General features: G+C 66.3%; 25 protein-coding genes. 9 read left to right on the top strand and 16 right to left on the bottom strand.

Going from position 1 to position 24,247, the window contains the following annotated elements; genetic code table 11:
* Positions 1 to 63: 63 nt before the first annotated feature.
* From IHE46_RS12770 to IHE46_RS12720, 11 genes are all read right to left on the bottom strand, one after another.
* Positions 64 to 2,385, bottom strand: coding sequence for a DNA internalization-related competence protein ComEC/Rec2 (locus IHE46_RS12770; protein ID WP_192165021.1), 2,322 nt, complete (start codon positions 2,383 to 2,385; stop codon positions 64 to 66).
* A 311-nt stretch (positions 2,386 to 2,696) separates the two neighbouring features.
* Positions 2,697 to 3,410: a lipoprotein-releasing ABC transporter ATP-binding protein LolD gene (lolD, locus tag IHE46_RS12765; RefSeq protein WP_192165020.1), complete on the bottom strand. Its 714-nt coding sequence runs from the start codon at positions 3,408 to 3,410 to the stop codon at positions 2,697 to 2,699.
* Positions 3,403 to 4,644 carry a lipoprotein-releasing ABC transporter permease subunit gene (locus tag IHE46_RS12760; RefSeq protein WP_192165019.1) on the bottom strand — a complete coding sequence of 414 codons (1,242 nt, stop codon included), beginning with the start codon at positions 4,642 to 4,644 and terminating at the stop codon, positions 3,403 to 3,405. Before IHE46_RS12760 ends, lolD begins: the two co-directional genes overlap by 8 nt.
* 107 nt (positions 4,645 to 4,751) lie before the next feature.
* Positions 4,752 to 5,183, bottom strand: coding sequence for a protein YgfX (locus IHE46_RS12755; protein WP_192165018.1), 432 nt, complete (start codon positions 5,181 to 5,183; stop codon positions 4,752 to 4,754).
* Positions 5,155 to 5,403: a succinate dehydrogenase assembly factor 2 gene (locus IHE46_RS12750; RefSeq protein WP_192165017.1), complete on the bottom strand. Its 249-nt coding sequence runs from the start codon at positions 5,401 to 5,403 to the stop codon at positions 5,155 to 5,157. The genes IHE46_RS12755 and IHE46_RS12750 overlap by 29 nt, the downstream gene beginning before the upstream one ends.
* Before the next feature lie 208 nt (positions 5,404 to 5,611).
* The gene (locus tag IHE46_RS12745; RefSeq protein ID WP_192165016.1) at positions 5,612 to 6,391 is read right to left on the bottom strand and encodes a succinate dehydrogenase iron-sulfur subunit; all 780 of its coding nucleotides are present in this window, start codon (positions 6,389 to 6,391) and stop codon (positions 5,612 to 5,614) included.
* A gap of 20 nt (positions 6,392 to 6,411) precedes the next feature.
* Complete coding sequence (locus tag IHE46_RS12740) at positions 6,412 to 6,996, bottom strand: hypothetical protein (protein ID WP_192165015.1); 585 nt, start codon at positions 6,994 to 6,996, stop codon at positions 6,412 to 6,414.
* Positions 6,996 to 8,783: a succinate dehydrogenase flavoprotein subunit gene (gene sdhA / locus IHE46_RS12735; RefSeq protein WP_192165014.1), complete on the bottom strand. Its 1,788-nt coding sequence runs from the start codon at positions 8,781 to 8,783 to the stop codon at positions 6,996 to 6,998. Before sdhA ends, IHE46_RS12740 begins: the two co-directional genes overlap by 1 nt.
* A 4-nt stretch (positions 8,784 to 8,787) precedes the next feature.
* Positions 8,788 to 9,183, bottom strand: a complete 396-nt coding sequence (gene sdhD / locus IHE46_RS12730; protein WP_192165013.1) for a succinate dehydrogenase, hydrophobic membrane anchor protein — start codon at positions 9,181 to 9,183, stop codon at positions 8,788 to 8,790.
* On the bottom strand, positions 9,180 to 9,575 hold the full coding sequence (sdhC, locus tag IHE46_RS12725; RefSeq protein ID WP_192165012.1) for a succinate dehydrogenase, cytochrome b556 subunit: 396 nt from the start codon (positions 9,573 to 9,575) through the stop codon (positions 9,180 to 9,182). Before sdhC ends, sdhD begins: the two co-directional genes overlap by 4 nt.
* Positions 9,576 to 9,660: 85 nt before the next feature.
* Positions 9,661 to 9,834 (bottom strand): DUF1674 domain-containing protein, encoded by a 174-nt coding sequence (locus IHE46_RS12720; RefSeq protein ID WP_225563034.1) that lies wholly within the window; start codon positions 9,832 to 9,834, stop codon positions 9,661 to 9,663.
* Positions 9,835 to 9,936: 102 nt separating this feature from the next.
* Here IHE46_RS12720 and IHE46_RS12715 point away from each other — a divergent pair, with 102 nt between their 5' ends.
* Both IHE46_RS12715 and IHE46_RS12710 read left to right on the top strand, forming a co-directional pair.
* A complete protein-coding gene (locus tag IHE46_RS12715) occupies positions 9,937 to 10,740 on the top strand; it encodes a folate-binding protein YgfZ (protein WP_192165011.1) in 804 nt (267 codons plus the stop codon).
* 470 nt (positions 10,741 to 11,210) lie between these two features.
* Complete coding sequence (locus IHE46_RS12710; RefSeq protein WP_192165280.1) at positions 11,211 to 11,633, top strand: cell wall hydrolase; 423 nt, start codon at positions 11,211 to 11,213, stop codon at positions 11,631 to 11,633.
* Between the two features lie 94 nt (positions 11,634 to 11,727).
* On the opposite strand, the gene IHE46_RS12705 is transcribed toward IHE46_RS12710, so the two are convergent.
* Entirely contained in the window at positions 11,728 to 12,204 is a 477-nt protein-coding gene (locus IHE46_RS12705; protein WP_192165010.1) for a glycine zipper 2TM domain-containing protein, read from the bottom strand.
* Positions 12,205 to 12,242: 38 nt separating this feature from the next.
* Positions 12,243 to 12,842 (bottom strand): glycine zipper 2TM domain-containing protein, encoded by a 600-nt coding sequence (locus IHE46_RS12700; protein ID WP_192165009.1) that lies wholly within the window; start codon positions 12,840 to 12,842, stop codon positions 12,243 to 12,245.
* 181 nt (positions 12,843 to 13,023) lie between these two features.
* Between IHE46_RS12700 and IHE46_RS12695 the strand changes: the two genes are divergently transcribed.
* The 7 genes from IHE46_RS12695 (at position 13,024) to phbB (ending at position 20,340) form a co-directional block, all read left to right on the top strand.
* Positions 13,024 to 13,803 (top strand): TatD family hydrolase, encoded by a 780-nt coding sequence (locus IHE46_RS12695; protein ID WP_192165008.1) that lies wholly within the window; start codon positions 13,024 to 13,026, stop codon positions 13,801 to 13,803.
* A 74-nt stretch (positions 13,804 to 13,877) separates the two neighbouring features.
* Positions 13,878 to 14,402 (top strand): MarR family transcriptional regulator, encoded by a 525-nt coding sequence (locus IHE46_RS12690; protein ID WP_192165007.1) that lies wholly within the window; start codon positions 13,878 to 13,880, stop codon positions 14,400 to 14,402.
* 11 nt (positions 14,403 to 14,413) lie between these two features.
* Complete coding sequence (locus IHE46_RS12685) at positions 14,414 to 15,946, top strand: efflux transporter outer membrane subunit (RefSeq protein WP_192165006.1); 1,533 nt, start codon at positions 14,414 to 14,416, stop codon at positions 15,944 to 15,946.
* Positions 15,943 to 17,145: an HlyD family secretion protein gene (locus tag IHE46_RS12680; RefSeq protein WP_192165005.1), complete on the top strand. Its 1,203-nt coding sequence runs from the start codon at positions 15,943 to 15,945 to the stop codon at positions 17,143 to 17,145. Before IHE46_RS12685 ends, IHE46_RS12680 begins: the two co-directional genes overlap by 4 nt.
* Positions 17,146 to 17,246: 101 nt before the next feature.
* Positions 17,247 to 18,800: a DHA2 family efflux MFS transporter permease subunit gene (locus tag IHE46_RS12675; RefSeq protein ID WP_192165004.1), complete on the top strand. Its 1,554-nt coding sequence runs from the start codon at positions 17,247 to 17,249 to the stop codon at positions 18,798 to 18,800.
* 132 nt (positions 18,801 to 18,932) lie between these two features.
* Positions 18,933 to 19,433 carry a polyhydroxyalkanoate synthesis repressor PhaR gene (phaR, locus tag IHE46_RS12670; protein WP_192165003.1) on the top strand — a complete coding sequence of 167 codons (501 nt, stop codon included), beginning with the start codon at positions 18,933 to 18,935 and terminating at the stop codon, positions 19,431 to 19,433.
* 148 nt (positions 19,434 to 19,581) lie between these two features.
* The gene (phbB, locus tag IHE46_RS12665) at positions 19,582 to 20,340 is read left to right on the top strand and encodes an acetoacetyl-CoA reductase (protein WP_192165002.1); all 759 of its coding nucleotides are present in this window, start codon (positions 19,582 to 19,584) and stop codon (positions 20,338 to 20,340) included.
* 21 nt (positions 20,341 to 20,361) lie between these two features.
* Here the strand turns inward: phbB and IHE46_RS12660 are convergent, their stop codons facing one another.
* The 3 genes from IHE46_RS12660 to IHE46_RS12650 are packed head-to-tail and all read right to left on the bottom strand — an operon-like array spanning position 20,362 to position 24,181.
* Positions 20,362 to 21,918 (bottom strand): response regulator, encoded by a 1,557-nt coding sequence (locus tag IHE46_RS12660; RefSeq protein ID WP_192165001.1) that lies wholly within the window; start codon positions 21,916 to 21,918, stop codon positions 20,362 to 20,364.
* Between the two features lie 23 nt (positions 21,919 to 21,941).
* A complete protein-coding gene (locus IHE46_RS12655) occupies positions 21,942 to 22,385 on the bottom strand; it encodes a response regulator (protein ID WP_192165000.1) in 444 nt (147 codons plus the stop codon).
* A complete protein-coding gene (locus tag IHE46_RS12650; protein ID WP_192164999.1) occupies positions 22,382 to 24,181 on the bottom strand; it encodes an ATP-binding protein in 1,800 nt (599 codons plus the stop codon). Before IHE46_RS12650 ends, IHE46_RS12655 begins: the two co-directional genes overlap by 4 nt.
* Positions 24,182 to 24,247 lie beyond the last annotated feature (66 nt).

Here is a 24,247-nt window from a genome sequence, read left to right as displayed (position 1 = left end):
CGAAGAGGCCGCATCATAGCAGCCGGCCCGCACGGTTCCGTGGTGGGTATGGCAGTCCGCAAATCAAGGCCGCTCGCGCCAGTAGCGCGGAGCGCGCAGGCGCCATTGCGCCATCACCCGGGTCGGACCGTCGGCGGGAAAGTCCAGGGCGATCGTGCCACCGTCGGCGGTGTTCAGCACCGGCACGCCCGCCGCCGCATAGCGCGCCAGCACCTCCGGTTTCGGATGGCCGAAGCGGTTGCGCCAGCCGGCCGAGACGACGGCGAGCGGCGGGGCCACGGCGTCGATGAAATCCGCGCCGGAAGAGGCCTTGCTACCATGATGGGGTACCAGCAGCACGGGCGAGGGACTTTCGCCCAACGCGTCCGCCACGGCCGGCTCGGCCTTCGAGCTAATGTCTCCGGTAAGCAGCAGGGCGCCGCCCGCGCCCTCCACCAGCAGCACGCAGGAGCGGTCGTTGTCCCTGTCTCCCACGTTCGCTGCCGGGTGCAATACGCGGAAGCGCACGCCATCCCACGTCCAGGCCTGACCGGCCATGCAGGCCTGCATGGGTACGGACATGCGTCCGGGTTCGCCCGCATAGCGCAGCGCCTGCGGAAACGCGGCCACTACGCCATCGGCCCCGCCGGCATGATCGTTGTCCGCGTGGCTCACCATCAGCATGTCGAGCCGCGCGATGCCCAGGGCGCGAATGGCCGGCAGCACCGCCGCCTCGCCCAGATCATAGCCCGAGGGATAACGCGCCCCGGTGTCGTACAGCAAGGCATGGTGACGGGTGCGCAACAGCACCGACAGGCCCTGCCCCACATCCAGCACCCAGGCCTCGAAAGCGCCGGCAGCCGGCTGCGGCAACGGAGGCCACAGCAACGGCAGGAACAGCAGGAGACCCAGCGCGCGCAGCGGCATGCCCCGCGGCAGGAACAGCCAGAGTGCGCCCAGCGTGGCCAGCAGCAACGCCCACGGCTGTACTTCGGGCAGGTACCAGTGCGCGCCCGGCCACGTCGCCATGTGCTCCAGCAGCCACCATTGTGCGTGGGCGAGTTTCGCCGCCAGCCAGAGCACCGGCGTGGCCCATGACGGGCACAGGCCCAGCAGCACGGTGCCCAGCAGCGCACAAGGCACGACCACGAAACTCACGAACGGCACGGCAACGAGGTTGGACAGCGCGCCTACCAGCGAAGCCTCGCCAAAGAACCACAACGTCAGCGGCAGCAGCGACACCGTCATCAGCAACTGCCCCGCCGTGAGTTCGCGCAGAAAGGCGCGCAAGCCGCGTTCGCGCGATTGCAGGCACAGCATCAGCAACGCCACGCCGGTGAACGACAGCCAGAAGCCCGCTGCCAGAACCGCCAGCGGATCGAATGCGAGTATCGCGATCATCGCCAGCGCCAATGAATGCGCGCCGCTGCCGCCACGCCGTGAACAGCGTGCCAACGCCACCACCGCGATCATCAACAAGGTGCGCACCGTGGGGAGGCCGAGGCCGGCCAGCGTGCTGTACATCGCCGCCATCAGCAGCGCACTCGCAGCCTGCATTTGCACGCGTGGCAGCCTCAGGGCCAATCCCGGCCAGAGCAGGTACAGCGCGCCAGGCAGCCATGCGCCGATCATCGCCACCACGCCCACGTGGAAGCCGGAGATCGAGATCAGGTGCGGGATGCCGTTGGCGCGCGCCACTTCCCAGTCATCCTGATCCAGACCGCGCGTGTCGCCTACCGAAAAGGCCTGCAACAACGCAGCATCATGCGGATCGTCGACCCGCGCCGCGATGCCGCGCGCGACCGCCTCGCGCACGCCATCCACGCACCATGCCGCACGGCCGAGCCGGCCATTCGCAGCGTCTTCGCGCACGTAGCCGGTAGCAACCAGGCGGCGTTGCAAAGCCATGCGTTCGCCATCCGGTGCGCCGGGGCCCAGCAGGCTGCGTGGGCGCCTCAGCCTCAGCTGCAGGCGCCAGCGTTCGCACGGCGCAATCGGTGGCGCGTCGTTGTACCACGACACCGTCACGCGACCGCGCAAGAATGCGGCCTTGCCATCCAGTGTGGCGCTGTCGACATACAGCACGAAGCGCGTCGCATCTTCGCGCAGCAGCGGCAACTCCACGACGCGGCCGGTCACCACGAAATCGCGACCTTCCAGATCGCGCGGCAATCGCGCATCCATCGCCCCTGCCCCCCAGACCATCGCCCACAGCGCACCTGCGCAACAACACAACGGCAGCCGCCAACGCGGCCAGCGCCAGAATGCCGTGATGACGGGGAGCATCGTCAGCATCGACAGCCAACGTGGCGGCAACACCGGCAGCCATTGCACGAGCAGCACGCCAAGCAGCAAAGCGGGAGCCGCCAGCGTCGCGGCGAGCGGTTTGTCGAAGGCCAGCGCCATATCCCAACCGATGCCCAATGGGTCGATCGAGGCTAACGCGCCTACGACGAGGGGCCGGACGAAAAGCGTGTAGGGCTACGCCCCGCCGAAAGCCGGACAGATAACGGGCGTGACGCCTTCAATGCCTGGATGCGGCGCGATGTGGCCGCTACGCAGCCGTGCCGACGGGTGCTGCGACATGGGCTACGCAATGCGAAGGAACACGAACACCGGCAGCTGCACGAAAGGCCGCCGCGGACAAGCCGAACCATGGAGACGAAAGGTTCGGGCGGCCATCCGTCCGCATCCCCGAAAGGAAGGGGAAGAAAACCTCACCCGCGCATCTGTTCACGCAGCACCCCTTCATGCAGCACCAGCGTGCGATCCATCCGCGCTGCCAACCGCGTGTCATGTGTAACCAGCACGAAGCTGGTACCCACCTCGCGGTTGAGTTCGAGCATCAACTCATAAACCTGTGCCGCATTGCCTTCGTCAAGATTGCCAGTGGGTTCATCACCCAGCACACAGGCAGGTTTGGTCACCAGGGCACGCGCCACCGCGCAGCGCTGGCGCTCCCCGCCGGAAAGCTCGGCCGGCTTGTGGTCAATGCGTGCAGCGAGACCCACGCGCTCAAGCAATGCCGACGCCTGCTTGCGCGCGTCGGCTATTGCCGTACCGCGGATCAACAGCGGCATGCACACGTTCTCCAGCGCGGTGAACTCGGGCAGCAGATGATGGAACTGGTAGACGAAACCCAGCGAGCGGTTGCGAACACGGCCGCGTTCGGCGTCGGACAACGAGGAAAGCAGGCGGCCATCCACCTCCACCTCGCCCGCGCTCAGCGTGTCCAGACCGCCGAGAATGTGCAGCAAGGTGCTCTTCCCTGTGCCAGAGGCGCCCACGATGGCCATGGTCTCGCCACGCTTCAGCTCGAAGCTGACATCGGCGAGCACCTCGGTGCGCAGGCCGCCTTCGGCGTAGGTCTTGGCCACGCGGGTGGCGCGTAGCACGGGCGTGTTCGACGGCATCGGATGCTTCTCACTCATAGCGCAGCGCCTGCGCCGGCTGCGTGCGCGAGGCGCGCCACGCGGGATACAGGGTCGCCAGCAGCGAGAACGCGAAGGTGACCAGCGCCACCCAGATCACGTCGTGCAGCTCCAGCCGGCTGGGCACCTCGCTGATGTAGTACACGTCCGGCGACAAAAACTGCACGTGGAACACGTGTTCGATCACCTTCACGATGCCCGGAAGCTTCCATGACAGCAGGGAACCCAGGCCCACGCCGAAGCCGATGCCGACCAGGCCCACCAGCAATCCCTGCACCATGAACATGCCCATCACGCTCATCGGCGTGGCGCCCAGCGTGCGCAGGATGGCGATATCGGCCTGCTTGTCGGTGACCAGCATCATCAGCATCGAGATCAGATTGATCACCGCCACCAGGATGATCAGCGCAAGGATGATGCCCATCACCTTCTTTTCCATCGACAGCGCCGAGAACAGATTGGCATTGGTCTGCTCCCAGGTCTGTATTTGGTAGATCTGACCCAGTTGATCGGCCAGCTCGCGCGCCACAGGCCGCGCATTGAGGAGATCGTCCAGCTTCAGGCGGATGCCGCTGGGGCCGCTTTGGCTGTTGAGCTTCTCGGCGTCCTGGATGTTGATCAGTGCGAGGCCGGAGTCGAACTGCTCCATACCCATGGTGAAGGTGCCCACCACATGGAAGCCGCGCAAGCGGGGGACGGCACCAAACGGGGTGGCGCGCAATTCGGGCACCACCATCCTTACTTCATCACCGATGCCTACTCCGAGCTGGGTGGCAAGATCCTGTCCCAGTACGATGTTCCAGCTGCCAGGCGTCAGCTCATCAAGCTTGCCATGCACCATGTGTTGGCCAATATCCACCACCTTGGGTTCCAGCGCAGGATCGATGCCGCGCGCCAATGCCGGCGCGGCCCCGCGGCCCTGCAGCAGCGCGTTGATTTCTACATAGGGCGCGGCACCCACCACATGCGGGTTGGCCTGGGCGATCTTCAACGCGCGAGGCCAATCCTCGATGCTCTGGCCGATGCCGGAAATAGTGGCGTGCGAGATCGCGCCGAGGATGCGCGTCTTCATCTGATAGCCGAAGCCGTTCATCACCGACATCACCGTGATCAGCGCGATCACGCTGATCGAGATGCACACGATGGAAACGGCGGAGATGAAGGAGATGAACTGATTGCGACGCTTGGCGCGGGTATAGCGCAGGCCGATGAAAAGCTCTAGCGGTCGGAACATAAGGGGTCGCAATCGAAGGTGGTGGGCGGCGCGCCCGACATAGCCGGCATTATCCGGCATTCGCTGGGACAACGCAGGCATCGCAAAGTGCCGGCATGGTCCGGGATTCAGGCGCGGGCTTCGCCGGGCCGCAGCGTGGCCAGCCGCATGCGCAGGCGACGGCGGGTGTCCGCATCGCTGTTGTCAGGTGCCAGCAGCAGTACCTGTTCGCCCAGCGAGGCCGCGCGCAGGCGCAGCAAGATGCATCCGCCCAGCACGCGGAACGATGTCAGGCTGGCCGGCGCATCGCTGCGGTCGGCAAGGCGCAGGCTCCAGCCGCCCTCGCCGCTCCAGCCGGCTGCCTTCACCGGCGAAGCACGATGGCACTGCACGGCATGCAACACCGGCAGGATCGCCAGCATCGCCAACGGCAGCTTCAGCCACCAGGGCAGGCCGCACGAAGCAAGGGCGAGCAAGGCGAGCACCGCCAGCGACCACAGCAGGCGCGGCAGCCAGCGCGAGGGGCGGTATTCAAAGCCGATGGCGGGCGCGGATGTCATCGATGATCGCCTGCCAGTCCGTGCGCGGCGCTTTCGCGTGCCCCATCACCCAGTCCCACAGGTCCGGGTCCTGCACGTCGAGCAATTCGTCGAAGGCCTGCTGCTGCGCCTCGTCGGCCTGCGGAAAGGCTTCGTCCAGCCAGCCGCCGAACAGCGCGTCGAGCTCCCGGGTGCCGCGGCGGGTGCGCCAGCGGAGGCGCTTGATGCGGGCTGCGTCCATGGTGGGATCAACGCGCGCGAAGCGCCTCCTTTGCTCCCTCTCCCCTGCGGGGAGAGGGTTGGGGTGAGGGGTCCATCTTGCGGCTAGCCATCATCGAAAGCTTCCTTCTATCAGCTTTCCCGCGAGCCCCGCCCCTCATTCGCCCTGCGGGCACCTTCTCCCCGGCGGGGAGAAGGGAAACGGTATCGCCGCGAGCGGCGACGTTTTCTTACGCGCGGCGCTCCACCATCAGCTTCTTGATCTCCGCGATCGCCTTGGCCGGGTTGAGACCCTTCGGGCAGGTGCGCGCGCAATTCATGATGGTGTGGCAGCGGTACAGCTTGAACGGGTCTTCCAGGTCGTCCAGGCGGGCGCCGGTATCCTCGTCGCGGCTGTCCACGATCCAGCGGTAGGCCTGCAGCAGGATGGCCGGACCGAGGTAGCGGTCACCGTTCCACCAGTAGCTGGGGCAGCTCGTGGAGCAGCAGGCGCACAGGATGCACTCGTACAGGCCGTCGAGCTTCTTGCGGTCTTCCGGCGACTGCAGGCGTTCGCGGTCCGGCTTGGCGCTCTGCGTGCGCATCCACGGCCTGATCGAGGCGAACTGGGCGTAGAAGTGCGTGAGATCCGGCACCAGGTCCTTCACCACCGGCATGTGCGGCAGCGGGTAGATCTTCACGTCGCCCTTCGCCACGCTGTCGACGGCGCAGATGCACGCCAACGTGTTGGTGCCGTCGATGTTCATCGCGCACGAGCCGCAGATGCCTTCGCGGCACGAGCGGCGCAGCGTGAGCGTGGGGTCGATCTCGTTCTTGATCTTCAGCAGCGCGTCCAGAACCATCGGGCCGCACGCGGCCATGTCCACCTCGTAGGTGTCGATGCGCGGGTTCTGTCCGTCGTCCGGGTTCCAGCGGTAGATGCGGAAGGTGCGCGGCTTCTTCGCATCCTTCGCCGGGAAGTGCTTGCCGGGCTGGATCTTGGAATTTTTGGGTAGCGAAAACTCTGCCATGACAACGATTCCCGAAGGCGTTAAGGCCCGTCGAAGGTGATGGAATTACAAAAATTTCGGTAGGTCTGGCGCACGGCATCCGTGTATTGCATGGGCATTGCCGAGAACGAACACTGGTAGAACTCACCATGATCCTCGACCACGGTCGTATCGGAAATCATCTCTACGGTCGAACTTTTCGCGTTACCGATACCGAAAGTGTCCAGAAAGGCGTGGCCACGTGATGCCGATTCCACTGCAGGGCGACCGGCAACCTCGAATCGTTGCGGCAAGCTTGCAAAAGAACTGGGCTGCGCGGCAGCCCTGGACAGCAGTTCTCGCATGTAGGCCTCGATGGATGCAGGGCGATGGCTTCCCACTATTTTCTGCAGATCAAAACTGATGCCGCCTCCCTTTGGGAGGCATGACAATAAGCTGACGGTCGTGCCTTCGAAAAAAGAGCCACCATCCGCGGAGCACACCCATCCATCAGGAGCATGCGCTACCACCGGCGTGCCGGGAAGTCGCGTATCTCCTGATTGCCAACCCGCAGCCGCACTGCCCGAGGCCAACAAGGCCGCGGCCGCAACACAACCGGGGAGCACGGTGGCGGATGTTTTCGACATCAGTAAACGCGCTTCTTCGGCGGCACCACCTCGACCTCGTCGGTCAGGGTGTACATGTGCACCGGGCGGAAGTCGAAGCCGACCTTGCCGTTCTCGTCCACCTTGACCATGGTGTGCTTCTGCCAGTTGTGGTCGTCGCGGTCGGGGAAGTCCTCGCGCGCGTGGGCGCCGCGGCTTTCCGTGCGCTGCTCGGCGGAATGCATGGTGCCCACCGCCTGGTCGAGCAGGTTGGCCAGTTCCAGCGTCTCGATCAGGTCGGAGTTCCACACCAGCGAACGGTCGCTGGTGCGCACGTGCTTGAACGAGGCGTGCACGGCGTCGATCTTGGCGCAGCCTTCCTTCAGCGTGTCGCCGGTGCGGAACACCGCGGCGTCGGACTGCATGGTGCGCTGCATGTCGAGACGAATCGTCGCGGTCGGCAGTTCGCCGTTGGCGTTGCGCAGGCCGTCGAAGCGGGCCAGCGCCTTGTCCAGCGCACTGGCCGGAAGGTCCTTGTGCGCCGCGCCCGGCTTGATGATCTCGGCGCAGCGGTGCGACACCGCGCGGCCGAACACCACCAGGTCGAGCAGCGAGTTGGAACCCAGGCGGTTGGCGCCGTGCACGGACACGCAGGCCGCTTCGCCGATGGCGAACAGGCCCGGCACCACGGCGTCCACGTCGTCGCCCTTCTTCTGCACCACTTCGCCGTGGTAGTTGGTCGGGATGCCGCCCATGTTGTAGTGCACCGTGGGCAGGATCGGGATCGGCTCCTTGGTCACGTCCACGCCGGCGAAGATGCGCGCCGATTCGGCGATGCCGGGCAGGCGCTCGTGGATCACCTCGGGGCCGAGGTGCATCAGGTTGAGGAAGGCGTGGTCCTTGTGCTCGCCCACGCCGCGGCCTTCGCGCACCTCGATGGTGATGGCGCGGCTGACCACGTCGCGCGAGGCCAGGTCCTTCGCGCTGGGCGCATAGCGCTCCATGAAACGCTCGCCGTTGGAGTTGGTGAGGTAACCGCCCTCGCCGCGCACGCCCTCGGTGATCAGGCAGCCCGCGCCGTAGATGCCGGTGGGATGGAACTGCACGAACTCCAGGTCCTGCAGCGCCAGACCCGCGCGCAGCACCATGCCGCCGCCGTCGCCGGTACAGGTATGCGCCGAGGTGGCGCTGAAGTAGGCGCGACCGTAGCCGCCGGTAGCCAACACCACGGCCTGGCCGCGGAACAGGTGCAGCGTGCCCTCGTTCATGTCCAGCGCTAGCACGCCGCGGCAGACGCCTTCGTCGTCGAAGATCAGGTCGATGGCGAAGTATTCGATGAAGAAGGTGGCGTCGTGCGCCAGCGCCTGCTGGTACAGCGTGTGCAGGATGGCGTGGCCGGTGCGGTCGGCCGCGGCGCAGGTGCGTTGCGCGGTGCCCTTGCCGTAATGCGTGGTCATGCCGCCGAACGGGCGCTGGTAGATGCGGCCTTCGTCCGTGCGCGAGAACGGCACGCCGTAGTGTTCCAGTTCGTAGATCGAGGGGATGGCCTCGCGGCACATGTACTCGATCGCGTCCTGGTCGCCCAGCCAGTCCGAACCCTTGATGGTGTCGTAGAAGTGGAAGCGCCAGTCGTCCTCGCCCATGTTGCCGAGCGCGGCGGCGATGCCGCCCTGCGCCGCCACGGTGTGCGAGCGCGTGGGAAACACCTTGGTGATGCACGCGGTCTTCAGGCCCTTCTCGGCCAGGCCGAAGGTGGCGCGCAGGCCCGCGCCACCGGCGCCGACCACGATTACGTCGAACTTGTGCTGCTGGATCTTGTAGCTTTCCACGATCTCACACTCCCAAAGCGATGCGCAGCACGGCCAGCACGCCCGCGAGCGCGCCCAGCACCGCGAGGAACTTGATCGCCACCAGCAGGACCACTTCCTTCCAGCGGGTGTGCACGTAGTCTTCGATCACCACCTGCAGGCCGAGTACGGCGTGCCAGAACATGGTGGCCACGAACAGGATCAGCAGCAGCGCATTCCACGGCTTCGCCACCATGGCCTTCGCCGCGGCGTAATCGGCGTGCGCGAGCGACAGCACCGTGATCACGAACCACAGGCCGAGCAGGACCAGGGCGGCAGCGGTGATGCGCTGCGTCCACCAGTGCCCCACGCCCGACTGCGCGGAACCGAAACCGCGCGCGCGCTTCAGCGGATTGCGCAGGTCTTTCGCGTTCGCGCTCATGCGGCACCTCCGGCGGTCAGCACGTAACCCCAGACGAGGACCACCAGCACCAGGCTGACGACGATCGACAACCAGCTCGAACGCACGAACTGCGGAATCGCGTAGCCCGCGCCGGTGTCCTGCAGCAGGTGACGGATGCCGTTGCACAGGTGGTAGAACAGCGCCCAACTCCAACCGATCAGCAGGATCATGCCCAGCGGGCTGCCCATGCAGACCTTGAACTGGTCGAAGGCGGCCTCGCCCGCGGCCAGCGAGAGCAGGCCCCACACCACCACCAGCGTGCCCACGGCCAACGCGATGCCGGTGGCGCGATGCAGGATGGAAGTCACCATCTGCACTTGCCACTTATAGATCTGTAGATGCGGAGAGAGCGGTCGTCGCGTGTCTGCCATGGCGGCTATCCTGAAGTGGAATCGCTGATACTGCCTGCCAAGCCGAACCGCCCCCGCGCGACGACGCATGCCGCCGCGCGACGCATCAGAAATCGATGCAGCGCCCGTTCTTCTCCCAATCGCCGTAGCGGGTGGGATCGAGCGCCGGCCGCTCCGTCGCCGCCTTCTCCCCCGCAGGTTGCGCGGGCACGGCCACGGTGTCCGCCGGAGCGGAAACGGGACTGGATTCGGTTGGGCGGGAAGTGTCGGACATGGTCATCGCAAGCTGCGGGAGATTAATACTTGCCGCAATGCCGCACAACCTTGACGAAGGTCGCGGCGACTTGCGCTCCGGCATCGCAACCCACATCTTGATGCGCCTATGCCGACTCCCTGCCCCGCCGAAACCCTGCTGATCGAAGGCCCCGACGCACTTGCCTTCGCGCACGCGCAATTCAGCAGCAACGTCCAGTCGCTCGCCGTCGGCGCATGGCAGTTCAGCGCATGGCTGAATGCGCAGGGCCGCGTGCGCTCGCTGTTCCATCTCGCGCGCCTCGACGAACAGCGCCTGCTGCTGCTGCTGCGCGGCGGCGAAGCGGAGGCACTCGGCGAGGCACTGCGTCGCTACGTGTTCCGCTCCAAGCTCACGATCACGGCTTCGCCATGGCGAATCCTGTCCACCGATGCGGGATTGCCGTTGCACGAAGTGCGCATCGCATCGAACGACATCACGCTAGGTTGCGGCACGCACAGCCTGCGCGTCGGCACCGACGGCGAAGGCGACTCGAATTGGCGCCTGCCTCAACTGCAATTCGGCTGGCCGTGGCTACCGCCTTCCACGCTCGATACCTTGCTGCCATCCGCACTGTCCTTGCATCGACTGCAGGCCATCGCGATCGACAAGGGTTGCTACCCCGGCCAGGAAATCGTCGCGCGCCTGCACTGGCGCGGCGGACACAAACGGCATCTGTGCAACGTCCATCTGACACGTGACGCAACGCCAGGCGATACATTGCGCAGCAACGGCAACGACGTCGGCGTGTTGCTCGAAGTCATCGGCAACGACAACGACATCGAAGCACTCGCCGTATTGAACGACGACACCGCATCGACGCTCGCAGAGCATGCTGCGTTGCAACTCGATGATGAACTTTCGTTACGCATTCAGCGTCGCTGGGAGAATTGATGTGCGCATCGTCGCGCTAGCGTGAACAGCTGTTCATTTTTGTATGCATTTTGTATGAGCGAACGTTGAATCGAAGCCCTCAGGCACTTGCCGCGAAAAAAAACCGCCGCTAGGCTCCCCCGAACCCTTTGAGCCGGCACCCCGCATTCGGTGCCGCAGATACACGCGACGAACCGGAAGATTCCGAATCGGCGCGACCCGGTGAAGGTCACCGGATGGAACAACCGCGTAGCGCGGAACACGTTGCAGGCCACACGGCACAGATGCCGCGCAGCGCCGCAATATCCCCCGATCGGCACGACTTCACCGCCGCTCGGACGCCACAATCCCGTGGCACTTCGCCCGGCCACAAGTTTCGGCCGGTCGATTCAATCCAGGTGGAACGGCCTGCCCGCCCGTCCACCGCAACGGCGCAAGGACAACGCATCGTCCGCGCGTACAGCACGTTGGAGGCAGAAATGAAACTTTCCATGTTGTTGTGGCTGACGACACTGATGCCACAACCCGTCGCAAACCAGGCCTGCCTGGCGACGACGGTCTACCTGGAAGCTCGCAGTCAATCCACCGACGGCCAGATGGCCGTTGCCGAGGTGGCGATGCGCCGCCGCGAACGTGGCCAGTGGGGCAACACGGTGTGCAATGTCGTCATGGCTCCGCACCAGTTCGCCACCACCACCACACCAGGCTCATTCCAGATCGACAACCTCGACTCTTTCCACAAGGCATGGGAGATCGCCGGCGCAACGATCCACGATTGGGAATTGCCTGCGAACAAGCGTCGCCTGTTGGTTCCGCGTGCCGATCACTTCGCTACCGCATCGGTGTCGCCGAACTGGTCCCACAACAAGACCGGCATCACCATCGGCGATCACACTTTCTACGCCGTGAACTGATCGAAGAAGAACGCAACAGAAAAGGCCCTCTTTCGAGGGCCTTTTCATTTGGACGTCCAAACGTCTATACGCCTATTGCAAAAGTTGCAAAAAATTACATGCGATAGACGAGACCATTGACGATCTGCACGTAATCGCCGTTGCGAACCTGCGGATCGTTGCGCTGGGTCACCGTGGCGTACTGACCATTGTCCAGCCGAACCACTACGCGCCAGGCATTGCTGCCGCCGCCGGAGTTCTGGCCGATCTGGTTGCCGACGACACCGCCAGCCACCGCACCAACCACCGTGGCGGCAGTGCGGCCGTCGCCCTTGCCGATGGTGCTGCCCAGCACGCCGCCGGCGACCGCACCGATCACAGCGCCCAGCGTGCCGCCATTGGGATTGCCGCTGTCGATGTATATCGGCCGCACGTCCTGCACCACGCCACACCCCTGCTGGCAGCGGGGGGCATAGCCGCCGCCGTAACCCGGCGGCGGCCCGTAGGCAGGAGGAGCAGTAACGCAACCGCCCAGCATCAACCCCGTCGCCAACACGGCCGCCGGAACGATGCAACGCTTGAAAATGTTCATCGCACTACTCCTTCAAGGCTCGCAAGCAAGCGCTTCGATCAACGAGCGTCCGAGACCGCCACCACGCCCTGCTGCACTTCCACGCGGTTGCCCGGATCGTGGTCCATGCGCGCGGTACGGGTGACACCGTTGTACACGTACTGCACGTCGTAGCCGACGATCTTGTCGCTACCGGCAACCGTGTTGCATTGACGCTGCACCGTCTGGGTCACCTGCGGCTGGTGATGCGCGTTCTCGATGCGGTTGCCGGCGTAACCGCCGCCCACCGCACCCGCCACCGTGGCCAGGGTATTGCCCTTGCCGCCGCCGACCATGTGGCCAAGCAAGCCGCCGGCCACCGCACCGATCGCGGTGCCGGCGATGTTGTGCTGGTCCTTCGGCGGTGCGGCCTGGTTGACCACCACGTTGTGGCAAACCTGCTGCGACGCAGCCGTCGCACGCACCGGCGTCACGCTGACCACCTGCGCGTACTCCGGACCGGCCGGCGCGGCAGGCGCAGGCGCGGCGGCAGGAACAGGCGCGGAAGCCGCCTGGGCCGCCTGCGTACCGGCATCGGCGCTGCGATTGCAAGCCGACAAGCCGACAGCCAGCGCGGCCGCAATCCCCACATTGAGTGCATTGACCATCAACCTATTCATGATTCTCCTCCTCCGTTTGGGTTCCAGCCGCAGCGCGATGCGACATGCAATGCAATTATTTGCGGCCTTCGACGCCATTGAACCTTCACGAATCTGAATATTGCCTAGACCGCCGTCGCTACACTACGCCGAATCCGCGGTGCCGGCGTCGGCACCGCCCAATTAAGGGGCAGCTCCGACCTTGCTTGCCGACAGCCACGTTCATCTCGACGACAGCGCCTTCGACGCGGACCGCTCCCAGGTACTGCAGCGGGCCCGCGATGCCGGCGTCGCGCAACTGGTGATCCCCGCCGTGGATGCGGCCAGTTGGACGCGTATCCGCGACCTCTGCACGGCGCACCCGCACATGCTGTTTCCCGCCTACGGCCTGCACCCGCTGTTCCTGCAGCAGCATGCGCCCGGCGATGTCGATGCGCTGTCGTCATGGTGCGCCGCGAATGCCGCCGTAGCTGTCGGCGAGATCGGCCTGGATTTCCACGCCGACGGCCTGGATCCCGCGTTGCAGCGCGACTACTTCACGCGACAACTCGCCCTGGCCCGCGAGCTCGGCTTGCCGGTGATCGTGCATGCGCGGCAAGCCCTGGAGGAAGTCATCCTGACCCTGCGCCGCCATCCCGGCGTGCACGGCGTGGTGCACAGCTTCTCCGGTAGCGAGGAGCAGGCGCGCCGCCTGTGGCAACTCGGCTTCCTGATCGGCATCGGCGGCCCCGTGACTTACGAGCGCGCGCAACGGCTGCGCCGCATCGTGACCGATATGCCCATCGAACACCTGCTGCTGGAAAGCGACGCACCCGACCAGCCCGACGCCAGCCATCGCGGCCAGCGCAACGAACCGGCGCGTGTCGTCGAGGTATTGCGCTGCGTGGCCGGGCTCCGCGGCGAAGCGGAACAGGACGTGGCCGCCGCCACCGCCGCAAACACCCGCCGCCTGTTCCGCCTGCCCTGCCCCGAGCGCGATTGATCGCAGCACGACACTTGCATCGCGATTCCGGACGCGCCACAATTTATTTCACCAGTGAAATATGATCCAGTGAAATGGCTCACTTAAGCAATTGCATCGCCATGATGGACGAGGGCATCGAGCGCATGCTCGAGGCCATCCCACAGCTTCCCGTCGAGCAGGCCCGACTGTGCCGACTCATGCTTATGGTGGGTGGCCGCATGGACGAAGCGCTGGACGAAAAGCTCAAGTCACAACAACTCATTGACAGTGAATTCCTTACTCTGCTGATTCTCTACAGCAGCCCGGACGGCAGCTCCACTCCCGGCGAACTGTGCGAATTCACCTCGCAAGGCAGCACGAACATGACCCGCATCGGCAATGCGCTGGTCAAGCGCGGCCTCATCTCGCGCGGCGCCAGCGCCGAGGACCGCCGCCGCGTGGTGATACGCATCACCGCCGCCGGCCGCCGCTTCGTGCTGAAGATGCTGCCGCCGATGTTCCCCCGCGTGGAGGCGATGTTCGCCGGCTTCAGCGCCACCGAGCGCAGCCAGCTCAGCCGCCTCCTGCGCAAGCTCGCCAAGAACCTCGACCAGCTCGACGCGGAGAACGCGTCGTGAAGGAGCCCAAGATGACCTTCGCCCCGCCACGCCCGCGCGCGGCCCTGGCACTTGCCGTCGTGTTGACGCTTGCCGGTTGCGCGTTCGCGCCGCCGAAGCTGCAGCATCCCGCGCTGCGCGACGACGTGCCGCTGGCCGGCCTGCAGGGTCCGGCAGTCGCCGGCTGGCCGGCCACCGACTGGTGGCGCGGCTACGACGATCCGCAGCTCGACGAGCTGATGGCCACGGCGCTGAGCCAGTCGCCCGACCTCATGCAGGCGCAGAGCCGCGTGCGTACCGCCGAGCAATCGGTGAGGCTCGCCGCGGCGCAGGCCGGCCTGAGCATCAACGGCAGCGCACAGGTCACCAGGCAACGCCTGAGCGAGCACGGCCTGATGCCGCCGCAACTGCTCGGCTTCACCTGGTACAACCAGGCCGACCTGGGCGTGCAGTTCGAATACGACTTCGACTGGTGGGGCAAGAAGCGTGCCGCGATCGAAAGCGCCCTGGATCAGGCACACGCCGCCGAGGCGCAGCGCAGCGAGGCCGCGCTGACGCTGCAGAGCGCGGTGGCCGACACCTATTTCGGCTGGCTCGCCGACGAAGCGCGTCTTGCACTGGCCGGACAATCGCTGGCCGTGCAGCAGCGCCTGCTGGCCATCGCCGAACTGCGCGTGAAACAAGGCGTGGACCTGCCCGACACCGTGCACGAGGCGCGCGCGCGCATCGCCGGCGAGGAACAGGCGCAGACCGCGCTGGAAAGCTCGGCGAAGATCCGCAAGGTGGCATTGGCCGCCCTGCTCGGCGTGACTCCTGAGCAGCTGCCGGCACTGTCGCCGCAGCCGTTGCCGTCGGTTCGCGGTGGCGTGCCTGCCGACGCGAAGCTCGACCTGATCGCCCGGCGCCCCGATATCGCCGCCAGCCGATGGCAGGTCGAGTCGGCGCTGAAGCAGACCGACGAGGCCCGCGCGCAATTCTTCCCCGACATCAGCATCACCGCGCTGGTCGGGCTGTCCAGCACCAACCAGGGCACGCCCGCACTCTTCGGCGGCGGTGGCGGCTCCGGCGACCTGGGCAACGTGTTCAGCGCAGGCAGCCGCGTGTTCGGCCTTACCCCTGCGCTGCATCTGCCGATCTTCGAGGGCGGCCGGCTGAAGGCCGCCTACGGCATCAGCCGTGCGCAGCTCGACGACGCCGTGGCGCAGTACAACGCCAGCGTGTTCCATGCCGCCCGCGAAGTCGCCAGCCAGGCGCTGTCCGCCGAGCAGCTGGCCACCAGCCGCCAGCAGCAGGCGCAACAGGTGGACGCCGACGAGCGGCTCCGCGACAGCGCCCAGGCCCGCCTGCAACGCGGCGTCCGCGATGCGCGCGAAAGCCTCGCCGCGCAAGCGCAATGGCTGCAGCAACGCGATCAGGCCATCGCCCTGCATGCGCAGGCATTGAGCACCGATCTCGCCCTCATCAAGGCGCTGGGCGGCGGCTATCGCCCGTCCGCCGGCGCCAGCGCGGATCACTCTTCCGCGACCTCCTCTTCAACGAACACCAGCCGGAGCCCCCGCCCATGAGCGCAACCGAGTCCGCCCAGACGCAGGACCGCAACGACAGCGGCTTCGCCGCCAAGGATCCGCCCAAGCGCCGACGCGCGCTGCTGATCGTGGCGGTCGTGTTCGTACTTATCGCACTAGGCTGGTTCCTGCTTTGGAAGTTCGTGTTCTCCTTGCGCGAGAACACCGACAACGCCTACGTGGGCGGCAACCTGGTGGGCATCTCCGCCCAGGTGCCCGGCACGGTGATCGCCGTGCTCACCGACGACACCCAGCATGTCGATGCGGGCCAGGTGCTGGTGAAACTCGATGCCACCGACGCCGACGTGCGCCTGCGGCAGGCACGCAGCGCGCTCGCGCTCGCCGTGCGCCAGGTGCGCGGCCAGACCGACAGCGCCAGCGGCGCCGATGCCGCGGTCGCCGCACGCAAGGTCGACCTCGCCAAGGCCCAGGCCGATCTCAAGCGCCACTTGCCGCTGGTGGCCGCCCAGGCCGAATCGCCGGAAATCGTGCAGCACCTGCGCGATGCCGTGGCCGGCGCCCAGGCCGCGCTGGATGCGGCGCAGGCGCAGGCGCAATCCGCGCATGCGGCCATCGCCGGCACCGACACCGCCAACAATCCGGCCGTGCAGCAGGCCCGCGCCAACTTCCGCGCCGCTTGGGTGGCTGCGCAGCGCAACACCATCGTGGCGCCGGTCGAAGGCTACGTGGCCCAGCGCAGCGTGCAGCTCGGCAACAGCGTCGCCCCCGGCCAACCGCTGATGAGCGTGGTCCCGCTGCACCACCTGTGGGTGGACGCCAACTTCAAGGAAAACCAGTTGGGCCACATCCGCATCGGCCAGCCGGCGACGATCACCACCGACCTCTACGGCAGCAAGGTGGAATACCACGGCAAGGTGATCGGCCTAGGCGCCGGTACCGGCAGCGTGTTCTCGCTGCTGCCCGCCCAGAACGCCACAGGCAACTGGATCAAGGTGGTCCAGCGCGTGCCGGTGCGCGTCGCGCTGGACGACCAGGAGCTGGACAAGCATCCGCTGCGGGTGGGCCTGTCCGCCGACGTCACCGTGGACATCAGCCAGGATCAGGGCCAGGTGCTGGCCGCCGGCCCGGCGCAGCCGGCCGCCGAGACCAGCGTGTACGACAGCATCGCCAACCAGGCCGATGCCGAGGCCGACAAGGTGATCGAGGCCAACCTCGGCACTAGCGGCACATCGCGCTGAGGGCACTTCGGACTTTGGCTCGTCGTTCCGGCGTAGCGCGGAATGACGAGTCCAGAGCCGCAGTCCCAAATCCGTAGCCCAGACACCCACGCGAGCTCCGCATGGCCACCACGCCCGAAAACGCCGCCCCGCTGAAGCCGCTGCACGGCGGCCCGCTGGCGCTGCTCACCATCGCCGTCGCGTTCAGCACCTTCATGGAAGTGCTGGACATGACCATCGTCAACGTGGCCGTGCCGCACATCTCCGGTAGCCTGGGCGTGAGCCCCAACGAGGGCACCTGGACGATCAGTTCCTACGCGCTGGCCAGCGCGATCATGCAGCCGCTCACCGGCTGGGTGGCGCGGCGCTTCGGCGAGGTGCGCACCTTCGTGGTGTCGGTGCTGCTGTTCGTGGTGTTCTCGATGTTGTGCGGCCTGGCCACCACGATGCCGATGCTGGTGGTTTGCCGCCTGATGCAGGGTGCGGGCTCCGGTCCGATGGTGGCGCTGTCGCTGACCCTGCTGCTGACCAGTTACCCAAAGGAGAAACAGGGCATCGCGCTGGCGCTGTGGGCGATGACCGTGGTGGTGGCGCCGATCTTCGGCCCGATCCTGGGCGGCTGGCTCACTGACAACTTCTCGTGGCCGTGGATCTTTTACATCAACCTGCCGGTGGGCCTGGCCGCGGCAGTGATCACCTGGACGATCCTGCACAAGCGCGAGACCAAGACCTTCAAGACCCCGATCGACATGGTCGGCCTGGTGCTGCTGGTAGTGGGTGTGGGCTGCCTGCAGTTCATGCTGGACAACGGCAACGACCACGACTGGTTCGCCTCGCCGCTGATCCTCACGCTGGGCATCACCGCCCTGGTCTGCCTCACCTTCCTGGTGGTGTGGGAGATCCACGCCAAGCACCCGGTAATCGAACTCGCGCTGTTCAAGCAGCGCAACTTCACCGTGGGGGTAGTGACGCTGACGCTGGGCATGTTCGCGTTCTTCGGCATCAACGTGGTGTTCCCGCTGTGGCTGCAGCTCGACCTGGGCTACACCGCCACCTGGGCCGGCCTGGCCACCGCGCCGGTGGGCGTGCTGGCCTTCCTGCTGTCGCCGATCCTGGGCAAGAACATGGATCGGCTGGATCTGCGCGCAGTGGTGACCTTCGCCTTCATCATCTTCGCGCTCACCTCGTACTGGTTCGCCGGCTTCGACAGCAACGCCTCGTTCGGGACGCTGGTGGTGCCGCGCTTCGTGATGGGCATGGCCATCCCCTGCTTCTTCATCCCGCTGAACCAGATCTACCTGTCCGGACTGCCCGCTTCGGAGATCGCCAGCGCCTCGGGCCTGTCCAACTTCTGCCGCACCATGGGCTCCAGCATGTCCACCGCAATCACGGTGACGCTGTGGCAGCACCGCAGCGAGATGCACCATGCCAACCTCGCCGAGAACGTCAGCAACGCCAACCCCGCGGCCACGCAGTTCCTGCAGGGCCTCGCCAGCCACGGTATGCCGCACCTGCAGAGCCTGGGCCTGGTCGACCAGTTGGTGAACCGCGAGGCGCTCACGCTGGCGGTGAACGACGTGTTCTGGGGCTGTGCGGTGCTGTTCGTGGCGCTGATCCCCATTCTGTGGTTCGCCAAGCCGCCGTTCGGCAGCGCCGGCGGGGCCGCGGGGCACTGATCCATCGCATTTTGCTGCAGACCACCGGGGCGCACATCCCGACACCACGGCCATCGCGGAGCAGACCAATTTCCTGACATGCATGCCAGTGGTCTACTGGTGCGGCGCAATATCTTCTGCTAGTTTCGCCGCATGGCACAAAACAAACGCACCATCAAGAAGTATCCGAACCGTCGGCTCTACGACACCGAGATCTCCAGCTACATCACGCTGGAAGAGGTGCGTCAGCTCGTACTGGACAACGAGGACTTCGAAGTCCGCGATGCCAAGACCGGCGAGGATCTCACCCGCTCCGTGCTGCTGCAGATCATCTCCGAGCATGAGGAGAAGGGGCAGCCGATGCTGTCGCCCCAGTTGCTCAGCCAGATCATCCGCTTCTACGGCGACTCGCTGCAGGGCTTCATGGGCCCGTACCTGGAGCGCAGCCTGCAGGTGTTCCTCGACCAGCAGCAGCAGTTCCGCACCCAGCTCAACAGCCTGATGGGCCAGACCCCGTGGGCGATGGTGAACGAGCTGACCGAGCGCAACATGGATGCGTGGAAGACCATGCAGCGCGGCCTGCTCGATGCCGCCGCGCAGATCACCCCGCAGGGGCAGGGTGGCGGCCGCGGCGGCCACAAGAAGACCGGCTGAAACCGCCTCTCGCATCCCATCACGCGCCGCCCTGAGCGGCGCGTTTTGTTTTATTCGAAAGTGTGGCCATGGATGGCCGCCCGTTTGATCCGCGCGGTCAAGGATGACCGCAAAAATACAGATCAATCGCAAAAACGACGGAACTCCCATGAGCGCATCCCCCTCCTCCCGACTGGCCCTGGTCACTGGCGGCCTCGGTGGCCTCGGCACCGAAATCTGCCGCCAGCTGGCGCAGGCCGGCCGCCGCGTGATCGCGGCCGACCTGCCTGCCAGCGAAGGCCGCCTCGCGGCTTTCCAGGAAGCCAGTGCCGCGTTCGGCGACGCCCTTCGCTACGAGCCGCTGGATGTCAGTGACTACGAAGCCTGCGCCACATTGATCGGCCGCCTCGAACGCGAACACGGCGGCGTGGACATCCTGGTCAATGCCGCCGGCATCACCCGCGATGCCAGCCTGCGCAAGATGACGCCCGCGCAATGGCACGACCTGATGCGCGTGAACCTCGACGGCGTGTTCAATACCAGCCACGCCGTGGTGGAGGGCATGACCGCCCGCGGCTTCGGGCGCATCGTCAACATCAGCTCGGTGAACGGGCAGACCGGCCAGTTCGGCCAGACCAACTACTCCGCCGCCAAGGCCGGCGTGCACGGCTTCGGCATGGCGCTGGCGCGGGAAACCGCGCGCAAGGGCGTCACCGTCAACACCGTCTCGCCCGGTTATTGCGACACGCCGATGGTGGCCGCCGTGCCCGCGGAAATCCGCGCCCAGATCATCGCCGGCATCCCGGTGGGCCGGCTGGGCCAGCCGGCCGACATCGCCCGTGCCGTGTGCTTCCTCGCCGCCGACGACGCCGGCTATCTCACCGGCGTCAACCTGCCGGTGAACGGCGGGTATTTCATGAGCTTCTGAGCGGGAAGAGCTCGAAGCGCGCTAACGCGCGCTTGCCAGCGCCAGCTTCAACGCGCGAAGCAGCTTCCGTGCAGTGACCGGCTTGTCGAGCAGGTGCAGGCGCGTCAGCGGCGGGAGTTCGTCGGGATTCGGCGGCGCGTCCGGGCGCACCAGCATCACCACCGGACCGTCGTACTCCTGCTCGACCAGCGCGGCCAGGGTGCGCACGCTGGTGAACAAGCTCATGTCGGCATCCATCAGCACCAGATCGGGCAGGCCGTGGGCGCCTATCCACTGCAAGGCGGCGGTACCGCTCTGGCTGGCGCTGGCCTGGTAGCCCCAGGCGTCCAGCGTGTCGCTGAGCAGGGAAAGCTCGCTGGCGACCTCGGCCACCACCAGCACGCGTTCGGCGGTGCCTTCGAGATTGTCGCTGCTGTCGCTCGCCTCCGCGGTGTCGGACGCCAGCTCCTGCAGCGGGATATAGAGATCGAAGCGCGTGCCTTGGCCCAGCGTGCTGTCCACGCGCATCACGCCGCCGTGGCTGGTGACGATGCGCTGGCACGACAACAGGCCCAGGCCGGTGCCGTTTTCCTTGGTGGTGAAGAACGGCTCGAACAGTCGCGCCAGCACTTCGCCGCTCATGCCGGGACCGTTGTCGATCACGCTCAGGCGCAAGTAGGGGCCGGGATGCGCCTGTTCGCCCGACATGAAGAAATCCGCTTCGAGCTTCTGCTGCGCCGTCTCGATGCGCAGCTCGCCGCCGTTCGGCATCGCCTGGATCGCGTTGAGGCAGAGATTGAGCAGGCATTGCTGCAGCTCGGTGTGGTTGCCGGCGAACACGAGTTCGGGCGCATCGACCACCATCTCCATGCGGATCGCACGCGGCACGCTGCCCTTGAGCAGCAAGCCCAGCGCGTCCATCAGCCCGCCAAGGGATACCTGCTCGGCGCGGCGCGCGCCACGCGCGAAGGAGAGCATGGACTGCACCATCTCCAGTCCGCGCTTGCCGCAGTCGCGCACCAGTTCTCCCAACCGCGCCAGCTGGGGATCCTCGGCACGCTCGCGCAGGCTCTCGCCAGCCAGCAGCAATGGCTGCAACAGGTTGCGGAGATCGTGGCTGAGTCCGCCGGCGAGCATCGCCAGGCTTTCGAAGCGCTGCGCACGGATCAGTTCCGCCTGGGCGCGCTGGCTGGCGCGATGCTCGGCGACTTCGGCCAACGCGCGACGCACAGCGCTGGCGAGGCGCGCGGGATTCTGCTTGAGAATGTAGTCGGTGGCGCCGTTGCGCAGCGCCGCGATGGCCGCCTCTTCGCCCAGCGTGGCGGAGACGTAGATGAAAGGCATATCCGTATCGCGCTGACGCAGCAATTCCAGCGCGCGCTGCCCGGAAAATCCCGGCAGGCTGAGGTCGGACAGCACGATGTCGGGCGCGAACTCGCGCAACGCGGCCAGAAAACCCGCTTCGTCGTCGACTACGCGCGCCTCGTGGACAAGCGCATCGTCCGCCAATTCGGCCAAGGCCAGTTCGGCGTCCTCGCTGTTGTCCTCCACCAGCAATACCCGTATCCGTCGGGCATCGCCCTCTTGCGAGCCATGCATGCTCCCCTCCCCTTCCCGATACATCATTCGTGCTCGGGCGCCTGGTTCAGCACCGCCCAGAACTGCCCGAGCGTGCGTACCGCATTGAAGAATTGATCGACATCCACCGGCTTGATGACATAGGCGTTCACGCCGAGATCCCAGCTGCGCACCAGGTCGCTCTCCTCGCGCGAGGAAGACAGGATCACCACCGGGACGCGCTTCATGCGCTCGTCGGCGCGCATGCGCTTGAGCACTTCCAGACCGTCCATGCGCGGCATCTTGATGTCCAGCAGGACCACCGCCGGGCAGCCCGGTTCGCGCGTGGCCCAGGCACCACGCCCATGCAGCCAGTCCATGCACTCTACGCCGTCCTGCAGGTGCACCACGGGATTGGCGAGATTGGCCTCTTGCAGCGCGTCCAACGCCATCTCGGCATCGGCCATGCTGTCTTCGACCAGCAGAATGCTTCGGATATGGCGATTCATAGCGTGGATCTCTCGATGGATGCCCCGGATAGGTCGCGTGCCGGCAGCGAGAAGTGGAAACGTGCGCCGCGCTCCGGCTCGGCCTCGGCCCATACGCGGCCGCCGTGGCGAGAGAGGATGCGCCGGACGTTGGCCAGCCCGATGCCGTTGCCGGGGAAATCGTCGGCACGGTGCAAGCGTTGGAAGACGCCGAACAGCTTGTCGGCGTACTGCATGTCGAAACCGGCGCCGTCGTCGCTCACGATGAATTCGTAGTCGCCGTTGCTGCCGCGCTGCACGTCCACTGCGATGTGCGCGACTTCGTGGTGCCCAGTGTACTTCACCGCATTGCCGATGAGGTTCTGCCACACCGTACGCAGCATGTTCTCGTCGCCCACCACGATGGGCAGCGGCGCGATCGACCAGCTGATGCGCCGCTCCGGCGCATCGGACATGCACAGCGCGCGGGCTTCCTCGACCAGCGACTGCATATCCACCGGCTGCAGGCGCAGCGCGCCGCGGCCAAGGCGGGAAAACACCAGCAGGTCGTCGATCAGCTGCGCCATGCGCTGCGCCGAGCTGCCGATCACGTCGAGGTAGTGACCGCCCGTGTCGTCCATCTGCTCGCCCAGGTGCTGGCGCAGCTTGCGCGCGAAACCGGCGATGTGGCGCAGCGGCGCGCGCAAGTCGTGCGAGACGGAGTAACTGAAAGCCTCCAACTCGCGGTTGACGTCGGTGACCTGCGCCACCTTGCCTTCCAACTGGTGGTTCAGCTCGTTGACCTTCTGCTCGGCCAGCGCGCGCGCAGTGACGTCGCTCACCGTGATGAGCAATGCCTGCGCGTCGCTGTCCTCCTGCTGGATGCGCCGCGCATTGACGACCACGTGGCGGTCCACGCCGTCGGGCGTGTGCTGCACAACGTCGTAGTCCCACAGCTCGCGACCGCGCAACAGCACGTCGTTGAGCCGCTGCAGCAGCGCGCCGTCGCTCCACGCGCCGTTGCCGATGTGCGGCAACGACAGGGCGCGCTGGTGCTTGGGTTCCAGTCCGTACAGCTCGCCGAAGGCGGCATTGATCAGCAGACTGCGCAGCTGCTCGTCGAACAATGCGATGGGCTCGCGTACCGCCTGCACGATCATCTGCGAGCGCAGCACCGCGCGGCCTTCGCGAGTTTCCGCCAGCTGGCGCTTGCCGATCTGCCGCTCGGAGGTGATCACCACCACGATCAGCAGCAGCAGCTGCGCCAGCGCGATCAGCCCGAGCAGGAACTGGCTGCGGCTTGCCTGCTGCTCGACGGCGCGGGTGCGCTCGGCCAGCAGGTTGTCCTCGGTCTGCGCGATGCTGTCGATCAGCATGTGCATGTGGAACAGGTCGCCGGTGTCGCGCAACGATTGCCGCGCACCGCCGGTATCGCCCTTGTGCAATCGCGCCAGCGCCTGGTCCATCAGGGTGACGCTGCCGTTGACCACGCTCTCCAGCGCGCCGATGCGCGTCTGCTGGTCGGGATTGTCGCGGGTCAGCGCACGCAGCTGTTCGAGCAGGGCCGGTGCCCGGTTCTTGGCGTCGAGCGCACGCTGCTCGACGGCCGCGTCGCCGTCGCCGGCGAGGATGCGGTAGCTCGCCGCCTCGCTGTCGCGGATCAGGTAGGCGATGCGGTAAGTAAGCGCTTTGACCGTGTTGGCATGGTTGAGCCAGAGGTCGGCGCGCTGCGTTTCACGGGCCAGCACGCGCGTGGCGAAGTAAGGCAGCGCCACGATGACGACCATCGCGAGCACCAGACCAATAACGCGCCAGCGCAGCAGGCCCCTGACTTTCATGAGATGGACGTCATCGATGCTTTCCGCTCGGAAGCACGCGCTTCCCGGTGGAGACGCCCCCTATTC

Source organism: Rhodanobacter sp. DHG33 (assembly GCF_014843005.1).
GTDB lineage: Bacteria > Pseudomonadota > Gammaproteobacteria > Xanthomonadales > Rhodanobacteraceae > Rhodanobacter_A.
The sequence above is the reverse complement of the archived record's forward strand: the minus strand, read 5'-3'. Positions and strand labels throughout refer to the sequence as shown.